The sequence below is a fragment of the Brevundimonas viscosa genome (assembly GCF_900116065.1).
Lineage (GTDB): Bacteria > Pseudomonadota > Alphaproteobacteria > Caulobacterales > Caulobacteraceae > Brevundimonas > Brevundimonas viscosa.
Map to the genome: position 1 here is coordinate 471,340 of NZ_FOZV01000001.1, position 12,788 is coordinate 484,127.

The 12,788-nt window shown below is 72.4% G+C and carries 14 protein-coding genes; 8 read left to right on the forward strand and 6 right to left on the reverse strand.

Annotated features, from left to right (window positions below; genetic code table 11):
* Positions 1–15: 15 nt before the first annotated feature.
* The 3 genes from BM333_RS02285 to hemE are packed head-to-tail and all read right to left on the reverse strand — an operon-like array spanning position 16 to position 2,581.
* Positions 16–486, reverse strand: coding sequence for a CopD family protein (locus BM333_RS02285; RefSeq protein ID WP_092306856.1), 471 nt, complete (start codon positions 484–486; stop codon positions 16–18).
* Entirely contained in the window at positions 483–1,541 is a 1,059-nt protein-coding gene (gene hemH, locus BM333_RS02290; protein WP_092306858.1) for a ferrochelatase, read from the reverse strand. Before hemH ends, BM333_RS02285 begins: the two co-directional genes overlap by 4 nt.
* Complete coding sequence (gene hemE, locus BM333_RS02295) at positions 1,538–2,581, reverse strand: uroporphyrinogen decarboxylase (protein ID WP_092306860.1); 1,044 nt, start codon at positions 2,579–2,581, stop codon at positions 1,538–1,540. The genes hemH and hemE overlap by 4 nt, the downstream gene beginning before the upstream one ends.
* Positions 2,582–3,075: 494 nt before the next feature.
* Here hemE and BM333_RS02300 point away from each other — a divergent pair, with 494 nt between their 5' ends.
* From BM333_RS02300 to dnaQ, 5 genes are read left to right on the forward strand one after another with little or no spacing between them, the layout of a single operon-like run.
* Positions 3,076–3,945: a pyruvate, water dikinase regulatory protein gene (locus BM333_RS02300; protein WP_092306862.1), complete on the forward strand. Its 870-nt coding sequence runs from the start codon at positions 3,076–3,078 to the stop codon at positions 3,943–3,945.
* The gene (locus BM333_RS02305; protein WP_342741653.1) at positions 3,942–4,544 is read left to right on the forward strand and encodes a Maf family protein; all 603 of its coding nucleotides are present in this window, start codon (positions 3,942–3,944) and stop codon (positions 4,542–4,544) included. The genes BM333_RS02300 and BM333_RS02305 overlap by 4 nt, the downstream gene beginning before the upstream one ends.
* Positions 4,541–5,341 carry a shikimate dehydrogenase family protein gene (locus BM333_RS02310; RefSeq protein WP_218151402.1) on the forward strand — a complete coding sequence of 267 codons (801 nt, stop codon included), beginning with the start codon at positions 4,541–4,543 and terminating at the stop codon, positions 5,339–5,341. Before BM333_RS02305 ends, BM333_RS02310 begins: the two co-directional genes overlap by 4 nt.
* Positions 5,338–5,979: a dephospho-CoA kinase gene (gene coaE / locus BM333_RS02315; RefSeq protein WP_092306866.1), complete on the forward strand. Its 642-nt coding sequence runs from the start codon at positions 5,338–5,340 to the stop codon at positions 5,977–5,979. The genes BM333_RS02310 and coaE overlap by 4 nt, the downstream gene beginning before the upstream one ends.
* A 5-nt stretch (positions 5,980–5,984) precedes the next feature.
* A complete protein-coding gene (gene dnaQ / locus BM333_RS02320) occupies positions 5,985–6,713 on the forward strand; it encodes a DNA polymerase III subunit epsilon (protein WP_092306868.1) in 729 nt (242 codons plus the stop codon).
* Between the two features lie 15 nt (positions 6,714–6,728).
* Here the strand turns inward: dnaQ and secB are convergent, their stop codons facing one another.
* Positions 6,729–7,241: a protein-export chaperone SecB gene (gene secB / locus BM333_RS02325; protein ID WP_092306871.1), complete on the reverse strand. Its 513-nt coding sequence runs from the start codon at positions 7,239–7,241 to the stop codon at positions 6,729–6,731.
* Between the two features lie 180 nt (positions 7,242–7,421).
* Between secB and timA the strand changes: the two genes are divergently transcribed.
* Positions 7,422–8,063 (forward strand): TIM44-related membrane protein TimA, encoded by a 642-nt coding sequence (gene timA, locus BM333_RS02330; RefSeq protein ID WP_092306873.1) that lies wholly within the window; start codon positions 7,422–7,424, stop codon positions 8,061–8,063.
* Positions 8,064–8,071: 8 nt separating this feature from the next.
* Positions 8,072–9,187: an MltA domain-containing protein gene (locus BM333_RS02335; protein ID WP_092306875.1), complete on the forward strand. Its 1,116-nt coding sequence runs from the start codon at positions 8,072–8,074 to the stop codon at positions 9,185–9,187.
* Here the strand turns inward: BM333_RS02335 and BM333_RS15855 are convergent.
* Positions 9,184–9,852 (reverse strand): hypothetical protein, encoded by a 669-nt coding sequence (locus BM333_RS15855; protein WP_092306877.1) that lies wholly within the window; start codon positions 9,850–9,852, stop codon positions 9,184–9,186. The two genes, BM333_RS02335 and BM333_RS15855, sit on opposite strands and share 4 nt — an antisense overlap.
* A 50-nt stretch (positions 9,853–9,902) precedes the next feature.
* On the reverse strand, positions 9,903–11,450 hold the full coding sequence (locus tag BM333_RS02345; RefSeq protein ID WP_092307579.1) for a helicase HerA-like domain-containing protein: 1,548 nt from the start codon (positions 11,448–11,450) through the stop codon (positions 9,903–9,905).
* A 98-nt stretch (positions 11,451–11,548) separates the two neighbouring features.
* Here BM333_RS02345 and BM333_RS02350 point away from each other — a divergent pair, with 98 nt between their 5' ends.
* Positions 11,549–12,682, forward strand: a complete 1,134-nt coding sequence (locus tag BM333_RS02350; protein WP_092307580.1) for an AI-2E family transporter — start codon at positions 11,549–11,551, stop codon at positions 12,680–12,682.
* Positions 12,683–12,788: the final 106 nt, after the last annotated feature.

A 12,788-nucleotide genomic window follows, 5' to 3' on the forward strand; every position in this document is an offset into this window, starting at 1 on the left:
GAGGCCTTCCCGCGCTCAGCCGAAAGCCCACTCCGTGGTCACCGACACCACCATGACGATGGCGATCAGGAAGGGAACCTCGTTGGTCATCCGCCAGAACCGGCCCGACCGGGTCGAGGCGCCGGCGACGATCCTCTTCCGCTCGCCGGCCAGGAAGCCGTGCCAGGCGCTGAGCGCGACCACCCCGACGAGCTTGGCGATCATCCACGGCTGGTGGGCGAAGCTCCAGTCGGCCCCGTTACCGCTGCGCAGCCACAGCAGCCACAGGCCGAACACCCAGGCGGCGCCCATCGCGGGGCCCAGGATGATGCCCAGCAGCCGCGCCTGCCAGAGGCGCAGCAGGCCCTGCATCTCCGAGCGCAAGGGCTCCGCCTTGCCGTTCTGCTCGACGTCGTAGGCGTAGAGCCGGGGCAGGAACAGCAGGCCGGCCATCCACGCGATCACCGCCAGAATGTGCAGGCCGCGGGCGAGGTCGTACCAGCTCATCCGGCCCTCCGCTCTTCCTGGCACGGGCAGGCCTTCCACTCGCCGCGGCAGCCGGGCCCGTAGGGGGCGACGCCGGTGCGACCGAGCGCGTTCAGCACGGCGTCGGCCAGGGTCCCGATGAAGGCCTCGGCCACGCCGACCGCCGGCGCCCGCAGGTAGGGCGCAACGCCCAGCCGGTGGGCCAGTTCGCCGTACTCGATATCGAGCTCGACGAGGGTCTCGACGTGCTCCGAGACGAAGGCGATCGGCACGACCACGGCCCCCTTTCCGTCCCGCGCCGCCTGCTCCAGCGCCTCGGGCGTCGAGGGCCCCAGCCACTTCAGCGGCCCCACCCGGCTCTGGTAGCAGAGGGCGTGATCCACCGCCCGACCCTGGTCTGCCAGGCGTGCGACCACCGCCGCCACGGTGCTTTCGACCTGCTCCTGGTAGGGATCGCCCTTGCCCGAGACCAGCTTCTCGGGGATGCCGTGGGCCGAGAACAGCACCCGCACCGGACGCTCGCCCGCCTCGTCCAGCTTCGCCGCGATGGCCGCGGCCTGGGCGTCGACCCAGCCGTGCGCCTCCGGCCAGCAGCAGACGGTGCGGCTGTCGCCCGAGCCGGCGTAGACGGCGTTCCACAGCTTCAGCGACGAGGCGGTCGTGGTAGTCGAATACTGCGGATAAAGCGGCAGCAGCACGATCTCGTCGGGCCCGAAGGCCGCCACCTCGGCGGCGGTCGCCTCGGTCAGCGGACGCCAGTAGCGCATGGCGATGAACACCCGGACCTCGTCGTCCGGCAGCCGGGCGCCGAGGGTCGCCTCGAGCGACGTCGCCTGTTTGCGCGTCTCCGGCAGCAGCGGCGAGCCGCCGCCCATCAGCGCATAGTTGGCCTGGGCCGAGGCTTCGCGACGGCTGGAGATCAGCCGCGCCAGCGGCGTGCGCACGAGCCCCGGCAGGCCGATGATGGCCGGGTCGTTGAACAGGTTGAACAGGAACGGCTTGACCGTCGCCTGGTCGTCGGGGCCGCCGAGGTTGAACAGCACCACGGCGATGCGGCGGCCGGACAGCGGGGTCATTGGGCGCCGATCCGCTTGAGAACCTGCTCGACGTGGGCGATCGGCACGTCCGGCAGGATGCCGTGGCCGAGATTGAACACCCACGGGCCCTGTCCCCAGGCTTCCATCAGCTGGTCGACCCGACGATCCAGCAGCGGCCCGCCGGCCCGCAGCAGCAGGGGATCGAGCGCGCCCTGGATCGGCTTGATCGCCTGCACCCGCTTGCCGACCTCGAGCGGACAGGCGGTGTCCAGCGCCACCGCCTGCACGTCGCACGCGGTCGCATAGCGTTCGGCCAGCGCCGCCGAGCCGCGCGGGAAGCCGATCAGCGGCACGGTGACGCCCAGCTCGCGCACGCGCCTGACCAGCGCCTGGTGCGGCCGCAGCACGAGTCGTTCGAACAGGTCGTCGGGCAGGCCCTCGGCCCAGCTCTCGAAGATCTTCAGCGCCTGCGCCCCGGCGTCGGCCTGCATCTTCAGGTACTGGGCCGTCGCCTCGACCAGCACCTCCAGCACGGCGTCGACCCGCTCCGGCTCCGCGTAGGCGTAGGTCCGCGCCTGGGCCCGCTCGCCCTTGCCGATGGTCCGCGCCTCGCCATCCAGCATGTAGGTGGCGACCGTCCACGGCGCGCCGGCGAAGCCGATCAGGGCTCGTTCCGGCTCCAGTTCGCGCCGCACGATCGACAGCGTCTGGCCGACCTCGCGCAGGGCCTCGCCGGCCCCGGCGGTCTTCTCCCGCATCGCCTCGACCGGCGGCAGGGCGCCGAGCCGCGGCCCCTCGCCGGCCTCGAACCAGACCTCCTGGCCGAGCGCGCGGGGGATGAGCAGGATGTCGGCGAAGACGATGGCCGCGTCGAAGCCGAAGCGGCGCATCGGCTGCAGCGTCGCCTCGGCCGCCTTCTCCGGATCGAGACAGAACTCGATGAACCCCGGCGTCGTCGCCCGCAGGGCCCGGTACTCCGGCAGGTAGCGTCCCGCCTGGCGCATGAACCATACCGGCGGCCGGGGCGTCGTCTCGCCGGCGAGGGCCTTCAGGAACAGGGGCGTGTCAGGGGGGGTCATGCACCCTTGGCCTTACCGGCGGCCCGGTCATCGCTCAAGCCCGGAGCAGGGTCGCACCCTTCTCCCTTCCCAATCATTCGAATTGAGAAAAGGCGAAGGAAGAGGCTGGGCCGGGGATGGCGGGGACAACCCGCAGAACATATCGGGATCGCCTCGCGACGGCGCCCGGACGACCCACAGGCTGATCGACAGCGCCCGCCCGCCTGTCGAAACCGGGGAAAAGTCCTAACGAGACCTTAACGGCCCGGCCCTCGCTGGACCGCTCGCCCGGATGGCGGGCGGGCGCCGTTCCGCCCGACCGGCGTCCTCCACAGGGCGTGGACGGCCTCGCCGTCGCCTTCGGGACGACTCGCCGGACAGGCTGTCGGTCTCTCCCCCCTCATCCCCGCTCGCGGCCCCGACCACCGCTTGCTATGGAAATCGGCGCCCGTCGCCCGCGCATCGGCGCCCGGCCCCGTCCACAGGAGTCCTCGCATCATGGACAGACCGTCCCCATGAGTCCGGGTCGTTCCTCGGGGCCCTCGCGGCTCGCCACCTACTTCCATGTCCACCTCGTGTCGGATTCCACCGGCGAGACCCTGAACGCCATGGCCAAGGCGGTGGTGGCCCGTTTCGACGGGGTCATTCCGATCGAGCACATCTACGCGCTGGTCCGCTCGGAACGGCAGATGGAGCGGGTGCTCGACGAGATCGCCGCGGCTCCCGGCGTCGTCCTGCACACCCTCGTCGACCGCGAGCTGCGCGAGCAGCTGGAGGAGGGCTGTCGCAAGCTGGACATGCCGCAGATCGCTGCGCTGGATCCGCTCGTCGGGGCCCTGTCGCGCTACCTGGGCGCGGCGCTGTCGACCCGGGTCGGGGCCCAGCACGCGCTGGACACTGACTATTTCAACCGCATCGCCGCGCTCGACTTCGCCATGGCCCACGACGACGGCCAGGGAACGACCCAGCAGCTGGAGTCGGCGGACGTGGTGCTGTGCGGGGTCAGCCGCACCTCCAAGACGCCGACCTGCATCTATCTGGCCCACCGCGGCATCCGCGCCGCCAATGTGCCGCTGGTGCCCGGCCAGGAGGACGGCGAGCGGCTGACGCAGTTGCGCAATCCCCTGGTGATCGGTCTCACCGTGTCTCCCGACCGGCTGGTGCAGATCCGCAAGAACCGCCTGGACGGGCTGAACGCCCACCGGGCCAGCGCCTACGTCGACCACGACGCCGTGCGTGACGAGACGGTCAAGGCGCGGCGGCTGTTCGAGCGCCGGGGCTGGCCGGTCATCGACGTCACCCGCCGCTCCGTCGAGGAGACGGCGGCGGCGATCATCAACGTGCTCAATGAGAAGCGCACCCACCGCGTGGGAGCCGCGTGGTGAGCGCCCCGAGCGAACGTCTGGTGCTGGCCTCGAAGAGCGCGGCCCGCCGCGCCATGCTTGAGGGCGCCGGCGTACGGTTCTCCGTACAGGTCGCGGACGTGGACGAGGCCGCGGTCAAGACGGCCCACGACCCCGCCGACGCCGCCGGCCTGGCCGAGGAGCTGGCGCGGGTGAAGGCGCTGGCGGTGTCGCGCCACGATCCGGAGAGCTGGGTGCTGGGCGCCGACCAGACGCTCGCCTTCGACGGGGCCCTGGTGTCGAAGGCCGGCTCGACCGCCGAGGCGCGGGCCCGGCTGTGGTCGATGCGCGGTCGCACCCACCATCTGCACTCCGGCGCGGCGCTGGCGCGGAATGGTCAGGTCGTCTGGTCCGGGGTCGACACGGCGGAGATGCGGGTGCGCGCCTTCTCGGAGGCCTTCCTCGACGCCTATCTCGCCGCCGAAGGCGAGGTCCTGCTGGCCTGCGTCGGGTCGTACCGGCTCGAAGGCATGGGCGCACAGCTGTTCGAGGCGGTGGACGGCGACTACTTCACCGTGCTCGGCATGCCGCTCTGGCCGGTGCTGGCCGAGTTGCGCCGGGCCGGGGTGCTGATCACGTGACCCGGCTGGTCGCCGGCGTGGCCGGGAACCCGATCGGCCACTCGCTCAGCCCGGCGATCCACCGCGCCTGGATCGCTGCGGCGGGGCTCGACGCCGACTACCGGCCGTTCGAACCGGTCGACGCTGCGGACTTCGACCAGCTGCTGGAAGCGGGCCGGGCCGGCCGACTGCACGGATTGAACGTCACCGCGCCCTTCAAGGAACAGGCCCTCGCTCGCGCCGACGTCGCCAGCCCGACCGCCTCCGCTTGCGGATCGGCCAACCTGCTGCTGTTTGAGGACGGACGCCTGCGGGCCGAGAGCACAGACGGCGCCGGCCTCCTCGCCGCCTTGTCGGAGCAGGCCCCGGATCTGCGCCTTGCAGGCTCTACGACCGTGGTGCTGGGCGCCGGCGGCGCCGCCCGGGCCGCCGTGGCGGCGCTGCGGGCGGCCGACGCCTCCGTGGTGGTGATCAACCGCACCCGGTCGCGCGCCGAGGCGCTGGCGGCGGACCTCGGCTCCACGGTCGGCGGGCCGGAGGCGCTCGCCGACGCCGCCCTCGTCGTCAATGCGCTCAGCGTCGCGCCGGACGTCGATCCCGCCGCCCTGCCGGCCGGCGCCGTGCTGATGGACATGACCTACCGCCCGCTGGAGACCGCCTTCCTCGCCGCCGGCCGCGCCCGCGGGCTGGGGACGGTGGACGGACTGGCCATGCTGATCGGTCAGGCGCGGCCCTCTTTCGAGGCCCTGTTCGGCGTTTCGCCGCCGCCGGTCGACGTCCGCGCCGTCGCGCTCTCCGCCCTGCGAGCCGCGGCATGATCGTCCTCGGCCTGACCGGTTCGATCGGCATGGGCAAGTCGACCACGACCGCCATGTTCGCCGAGGAAGGGGCTCTCGTATGGAACGCGGATGAGGCGGTTCACCGCCTCTATGCGCCCGGCGGCGCGGCCGTCGCCCCCGTCGCCGAAGCGTTCCCCGGCTCGGTGGTCGAGGGCGCGGTCGACCGCGACCGGCTCGCCGCAGCGCTGGGCCGCGACGCGGCGGCCTTCCGGCGGCTCGAGAGCATCGTCCACCCGCTGGTCCTTCGGGGCCGCCTCAAGGACCTGGCGGCGGCCGAGGCCCGCGGCGTGAAGCTGGCGGTGCTGGACATCCCCCTTCTGTTCGAGACCGGCGGCGACGCCGCCGTCGACGCGGTGGTAGTCGTCACCGCCCCGGCCGAGGTGCAGGCCGAGCGGGTGCTGGCCCGCCCGGGCATGACCCGGGAGCGGTTCGAGGCCATTCTCGCCCGCCAGCTGCCCGACGCCGAAAAGCGCCGCCGCGCCGACTTCCTGGTCGACACCGGCGGGGGGTTCGAGGCGGCCCGGGTGCGGGTGCGGGAAATCGTGGGGACGGTTCTGTCTCCGGACTGGAAACCGCCCCGCCGCCGCCTTCCGCCGGGCCCCGAAACGGGCCATTAAGGGGCATGGCCCGCGAGATCGTCCTCGATACCGAAACCACCGGCTTCGACCCGAAGACCGGCGACCGGCTGATCGAGGTCGGCTGCATCGAGATCGAGGATCTGCTGCCGACCGGCCGGACCTTCCACAGCTTCGTCAATCCGGAGCGGCTGATCCCGCCCGACGCCATCCGGGTCCACGGCATCACCGACGACAAGGTCCGCGACGCACCGAAGTTCCGCGACGTGGTCCACGATCTGATGGCCTTCATCGGCGACGCGCCGGTGATCGCCCACAATGCCGCCTTCGACCGCAACTTCATCGACCACGAGTGCGGCCTGTGCGGTCACGCCCTGATCGAGGAGACGCGCTGGATCGACACCCTGCAGCTGGCCCAGAAGCGCTTTCCGGGCATGGCCAATTCGCTCGACGCCCTGTGCAAGCGCTTCAAGATCAGCCTGGTCGAACGCACCCTGCACGGGGCCCTGATCGACGCCCGCCTGCTGGCCGACGTCTATCTGGAGCTGAAGGGCGGCAAGGAGCGCCGCCTCGATCTGACCGCAGTCCGCACTACGGTGACGGTGGAGGCCACGGCGGTCGGCGGCTACGGCCCCCGCCCGCGGCCGCTCGCGCCCCTGTCCACGGATGTCGAGCGCGCGGCGCATGCCGCCTTCCTGCGGGCGACGCTCAAGGATCGCTCGCTGTGGGAAGGTTACGGGCTGGCGGTGGCGGCCGAAGAGGCGACCGCGGCCTGAGCCGCGGCGCCCGGATCAGGCCTGTCCGGTCTCGGCCGGGGCGCGGGCGATCTGCTGCTGGCGCGCCATGTAGATTCCGGCGAAATCGATCGGGTCCAGCATGAAGGGCGGATAGAAGCCGCCGTCCGAGGTCGCGCGGGCGATGATCTCCCGGGCGAACGGAAACAGGTAGCGCGGGCACTCGATCAGCAGCAGCGGCTCGATATCCTGCTCGGGCACGCCCTGCAGGGCGAACAGGCCGCCGTAGACCAACTCGACGTTGAACACCGTCATGGCGTCGGTGGAGGCCTTGATGGTCAGGCGCAGATCGACCTCGAACAGGCCGTCCTTGCGGCCTTGGGCGTTCATCTCGACGCCGAGGTCGATGGCCGGCTTGCCGTCGACCCGGAGGCTGTCCGGCGCCTTCGGGTTCTCGAACGACAGGTCCTTCACGTACTGGGCGACGATCCGGAAGCCCGGGCCGGCGGGCGGCTGGCCCCCGTTGTCGGGCGTGGGGTTCGCGTCGGCGGGCGGAGCGGCGTCGGTCATCGGGCGAAGTCTGTCTGGAATGTGGCTGGGCGGCGGCCCGGAAGGGGCGAGCGACTAGCACGGGGCGCCCCGTGCGGCAACGCGGCGCCCCCGGCGAGGGCGGCGCCGCGCCTTGCGCCGCCCCATATCAGCCCCTAATCGTCGTCCGCGCCCTCCCCGGGCGCCAGTCAGGGATTGCCCGTGCCGGTCCAGGTCCAGATCGTCATCTTCGCCGTCATCGCCGCCTTCGTCCTGTTCCAGCTCTACAACGTGCTGGGCAAGAAGGTCGGACGGCAGCCGGAGGAAGACGCCCGCGCCCGCCCGCCCGTCCCGACAACGCCTGCCGCGGCGGGGGAACAGGCCGGCCCCGGCCGCCCCAATGTGCTGGACGCCGTCACCCTCGCTGCCATCGCCGGCCTCAAGGCGCGCGATCCGAACTTCGACCCCGTCCGTTTCCTCGACGGCGCCCGGCAGGCGCACGAGACCATCGTGCGCGCCTACGCCGCCGGCGACCGCGACACGCTCCGCCCCCTGCTGACGCCGCGGGTGATGGAGTCGTTCGAGGCCGGCATCGCCGCCCGCGAGGCCCGCGGCGAGACCGAGACGGCCGAGTTCGTGCACCCGGCCCGCGCCGACCTCGAACTGGCCAACGCCGAGGACAACCGCGCCGTGGCCAAGGTCCGCTTCCTCGCCGAGCTGCGCAATCGGGTGAAGCCGGCCGATCCCGCCGCCGCGGAGCAGATCGAGGAGCGCCGGGTGGCCGAGATCTGGACCTTCGAACGCCAGCTGGGCGCCAGCGACCCCAACTGGGTGCTGGCCCGCACCGAACCCGCGACCGCGTGAGCGGCGGCGTGCGCGCCGCGCCGGCCCCCGTTCGCCTCGCCGCGGCTCTCGCCGCCCTCGCCCTGACCCTGGCCGCTTGCGCCACCGCGCCCGCCGTCGCTCCCACCCCGCCGCCGCCCCCCGCAACGGAGCCCGCGCCCCCGCCGGCCGCGCCGCCGGACGCAGGGCTCAGTCCGGCCGCCCTGCCCGGCTGGAACGAGGAGGATCACCTCGCCGCATTCGAGGCCTGGGCCCGGAACTGCGACGTCGCCCGCGACCCGGCCGCCCGGGTCCAGTGCGCGCGGGCGCGCGACCTGCAGCGCACCTCCCGCCCCGTCACCCCCAGTCTGGCCCGCGCGTACTTCGAGACCGGCTTTACGGTCGTCCCGGCGACGACGGGCGACGGCGGCCCCGGCCTGCTCACCGCCTACTTCGCCCCCGAATATGAGGCCCGGCGCGCCCCCGACGGCGCGTTCGACACGCCGGTGCTGGCGGCGCCGGCGGGCTGGACCCGCGGCCAGACCCTGCCGGAGCGGGCGCAGATCGAGGCGGCGCCGCCCACCGGGGCCCTCGCCTGGATGCGGGCCGAGGACCTGTTCTTCCTGCAGATCCAGGGCTCCGGCTACCTGACCTTCGCGGACGGGTCGAAGGCCCGCGCCGCCTACGCCGCAGACAACGGCCGCCCCTTCGTCGGCATCGCCCGGCCGATGGCGGAGCAGGGTCTGTTGCCGCCGGACGGGACCTTGGGCGAGGCTATCCGCGCCTGGCTGGCCGACCACCGTGGTCCCGAGGCGCGCGCCGTGATGGCGCTGAACCCCCGCTACATCTTCTTCCGTCTGGACCCCGACGACGGCGGCCACCCGGCCGGGGCCGCGGGCGTGCCCCTCCCGGCCCGGCGCGCCATCGCCGTCGACCCGAACCACTGGCGCTACGGCGACCTCGTCTGGATCGAGGCCGACGGCGGAAACCTCGTCGGCGCCCGTGGCAGCTACCGCGGCCTGGTGACCGCGCTCGACACCGGCTCGGCCATCCGCGGTCCGGTCCGCGCCGATCTCTACATGGGCCGGGGGCGCGAGGCGGGCGAGGAAGCCGGCGCGGTGCGCCACCCGCTCAGGATGTGGCGGCTGGTTCCGCGTCCCCTCTAGCAGGATCGTCTGGTTGGATCGCCGACCGGGTGTCGCTCCAGACAGGCGTCGAGTTGCCGAAGACGTTTCCGACCGCGCCGGTCGTTCTCCCGCGCCAGCGCGGCGCCCTCACCGCGGGTCCATTGCTCGGCTTCGCTACGGGTCCTGAACACCGGCGACCGCGTCGCGCCTCCCCCGACTGTACGGCTCATGGCCACGTGGCCGGCGTCGCCGACCGGAAACACGGCCCATTCGGGGCCCGGGTGATCCCAAAGCGCCCCCAGCGGCCGGTCGACTTCAGGCGCCAGGTGGGCGTCGGCCGGCGGAGGCGGAAGGCCCGCCGCGCGGCCGCGATTTTCGCAGATCACCATGGTCAGCGCCTTTGAGAAGGCGGCGTCCGCCCAGGCGCCGGGATCAGCGGTGTCCAGACGCGGTACGACAACGAGGAGCGCGTCGCCTTCCGTGACCGGTCCGAGCACACGGAACGGCACGGACCCGACGCCAGGCGTCAGGCGCATCCACCCGCAGGCCTTGCCGTTCCGATCGGCCTGGACGGAGACGAGGTGTGCGCCCGTCAGATCGTCGACGGTCTTGAGGGCCGCAGCACCGGCGGCGGCCTCGAAGTCGAGGCGGTCGCGCTCCGCTCGCCGGTCCTCAAACCAGCGGTAGCCGAGCCCCCCGGCCATGAGGAGGACGATGAGGGCCGAAACTCCCCGGTCCCGGAGCCGCGGCGACCTCACCGCCGCCGCATCCCGCCGAGGATGCCGCGCAGGATCTCCCGCGTGAGCGTGCTGCCCGCCGTGCGCAGCACCGACTTGGTCGCCGCCTCGATGGGCGTCTCGCGGGTGCGGCGCGGGGCGCGGGCGCGGGCCGCCTCGCGGTCGAGGCGGGCCTGTTCCCGCGCCCGGGCGGCGGCGGCCTTTTCTGCCGCCTTGGCGGCGTCGGCGTCGGCTTTCGCGCGCGCCTCGGCCAGCTTCGCCTCGGCCGCCGCCCGGTCGGCCTCGCCGCGGCGGGCGGCGAGGATCTCCTCGGCCGACTCGCGGTCGACCGGCATGTCATAGAGGCCGCGCACGGGGCTGGCGGCGATGACCTGGGCGCGCTCGGCCTCGGTCGCGGGTCCCAGTCGGCTGTCCGGCGGCCGGATCATCGTCCGCGCCACGACATGCGGCGCGCCCTTGTCGTCGAGCGTCGAGACCAGCGCCTCGCCCACGCCCAGCGACTGGATGGCTTCGGCGGTGTCGAAGGCGGGGTTGGGCCGGAAGCTCTCCGAGGCCGCCTTCAGCCCGCGCTGCTCGGACGGGGTGTAGGCGCGCAGCGCGTGCTGGATGCGGTTGCCGAGCTGGGCCAGCACGCTGTCGGGAATGTCGGCCGGGTTCTGGGTGACGAAGTAGACGCCCACCCCCTTGGAGCGGATCAGACGCACCACCTGCTCGACCTTCTCGCGCAGGGCGTCGGGCGCGTCGTCGAACAGCAGGTGGGCCTCGTCGAAGAAGAACACCAGCCGCGGTTTGTCGGGATCGCCGACCTCGGGCAACTGCTCGAACAGCTCCGACAGCAGCCAGAGCAGGAAGGCGGCGTAGAGGCGCGGGCTGTTCATCAGCCGGGTGGCGTCCAGCACATTGATCTGGCCGCGGCCGTCGAGGCCGGTGCGCAGCATGTCCTCCAGCCGCAGCGCCGGCTCCCCGAAGAAGGCCGCGCCGCCCTGCTGCTCCAGCTGCAGGATGGCCCGCTGGATGGCGGCGATCGAGGCGGGGGCGACATGGCCGACCTCGCGCCCGATGCGCTCGGCGTTCTCGCCGACGTGGACCAGCAGGGCCCTGAGGTCGTCGAGGTCGAGCAGCAGCAGGCCTTCCTTGTCGGCGACGTGGAAGACCACCGACAGCACCCCCTCCTGGACGTCGTTCAGGTTCAGCATGCGGCCCAGCAGCAGCGGCCCGACCTCGCTGACGGTGGTGCGGATCGGGTGGCCCTTCTCGCCGTAGAGGTCCCAGAACACCGTCGGCGCGGCCTTCGGCTGAAGCGTCAGGCCCATGCCGGCGGCGCGGGCCAGCAGCTTGTCGTTCGGCGTCCCCGGCACGGCGATGCCGGACAGGTCGCCCTTCACGTCGGCGCAGAACACCGGCACGCCGGCGTCCGAGAACCCCTGGGCCATGATCTGCAGGGTGACGGTCTTGCCGGTGCCCGTGGCCCCGGCCACCACGCCGTGGCGGTTTGCCCGGTGCAGCAACAGGTGTTCGGGCTTGTCGGACTGGCCGAGGAACAGGTCGGCGGGGGCGTCGGGCATGGGGAACTCCGGGGTCGGATCGGCGCTCATGGTCCATCGGTCACGGCGACGGTTCAAGGCCGATTGACGCGACCCGGTCGGACCTTGACCATATGCCGATGAAGCCGCCCATCGCCGTTCCGACCTCGACCGTGGCCCGCAACGCCCTCGTGGCTGTCGCGATCGTCGCGGTCGGCGCCGCCGTCTACTGGCTGGCGGACATCCTGACGCCGCTGGCGATGGCCATCTTCCTGCTGATCATGATCGACGGCCTCAAGCGGTTCATCGAGGACCGCACGCCCGTGCCGTCGCATCTCGCCGGGGCCGCGGCCCTGATTGTCGTCATCCTCGGCTTCTTCGCCTCGATCGCCATCATCGCCAACGGCGCCCTGAACTTCTTCGACGAGGCCTCCGGGGTGACCAGCCAGATGGGTCCCCGGCTCGACCAGATCATCGGCGACGTCTCCGCGCTGTTCGGCGTGCACACGGCTCCGACGGCCTCGGAGCTGATCGCCCAGCTGGACATCCGCGGCTATCTCACCGCCTTCGCCCTGCAGGCGCAGGGCGCGGTGACCGGCGCCGTCTTCGTGCTGATCTATCTCGCCTTCCTGCTGGCCTCGCAGGCGGGTTTCAAGCGCAAGCTGGTCGGCATGTTCCCGGAGCGGGCGGCCCGAAGCGAGGCCGCGGAAGTGTTCCAGCGGGTGCGGAGCGGCGTCGAGGGCTACCTGTGGGTCCAGACCGTCACCGGCGCCCTGATCAGCGCCATCGCCTGGGTGCTGATGCGCGCCGTCGGGCTCCAGAACGCCGAGTTCTGGACCTTCGTCATCTTCGTGGTCGGCTTCATTCCGGTGCTGGGCGGGGCCGTGGCGGGTCTGGTGCCGCCGCTGTTCGCTCTCGTGCAGTTCAGCACCTACTGGCAGGCGGCCGTGCTGCTGGTCGGCCTGCAGGCGATCCTCTTCGTCAGCGGCAACTTCATCCAGCCGCGCATGCAGGGCGAGAACCAGAACATCGACCCCGTCGTCGTGCTGCTGTCGCTGGCGTTCTGGGGCAAGGTCTGGGGGGTCGTCGGCATGTTCCTGTCGACGCCTCTCGCCGTGATGGCCATGGCCATCCTCGCGGAGTTCAGGGGCTCCCGGTGGATGGCCATCCTGCTGTCCGGCGACGGCGAGCCCTACGCCGATCATCCGGACGCCCCGGAGAGCGCGTCATCCCGCCGCAGGCAATCGCCGGCGCCGGACGATTCCCGCCCTTGATTGGCCACAACCGGCGCCTATCTCCGCCTTGTCGCCGCGGCCCCCTCCCCTCCCCCAAGGCTGCGGCGGAATTGATCGGCGCCAACCCCTCCCCTCCTGGGCGCCG

Bases quoted from the DNA above. Each gene is read 5' to 3' on its own strand.
- BM333_RS02350 (WP_092307580.1), top strand. From the start codon at position 11,549: ATGAAGCCGCCCATCGCCGTTCCGACCTCGACCGTGGCCCGCAACGCC.
- coaE (WP_092306866.1), top strand. From the start codon at position 5,338: ATGATCGTCCTCGGCCTGACCGGTTCGATCGGCATGGGCAAGTCGACC.
- hemH (WP_092306858.1), bottom strand. From the start codon at position 1,541: ATGACCCCGCTGTCCGGCCGCCGCATCGCCGTGGTGCTGTTCAACCTC.
- hemE (WP_092306860.1), bottom strand. From the start codon at position 2,581: ATGACCCCCCCTGACACGCCCCTGTTCCTGAAGGCCCTCGCCGGCGAG.
- dnaQ (WP_092306868.1), top strand. From the start codon at position 5,985: ATGGCCCGCGAGATCGTCCTCGATACCGAAACCACCGGCTTCGACCCG.
- secB (WP_092306871.1), bottom strand. From the start codon at position 7,241: ATGACCGACGCCGCTCCGCCCGCCGACGCGAACCCCACGCCCGACAAC.
- BM333_RS15855 (WP_092306877.1), bottom strand. From the start codon at position 9,852: ATGGCCGGGGGGCTCGGCTACCGCTGGTTTGAGGACCGGCGAGCGGAG.
- BM333_RS02300 (WP_092306862.1), top strand. From the start codon at position 3,076: ATGAGTCCGGGTCGTTCCTCGGGGCCCTCGCGGCTCGCCACCTACTTC.
- BM333_RS02285 (WP_092306856.1), bottom strand. From the start codon at position 486: ATGAGCTGGTACGACCTCGCCCGCGGCCTGCACATTCTGGCGGTGATC.
- BM333_RS02345 (WP_092307579.1), bottom strand. From the start codon at position 11,450: ATGCCCGACGCCCCCGCCGACCTGTTCCTCGGCCAGTCCGACAAGCCC.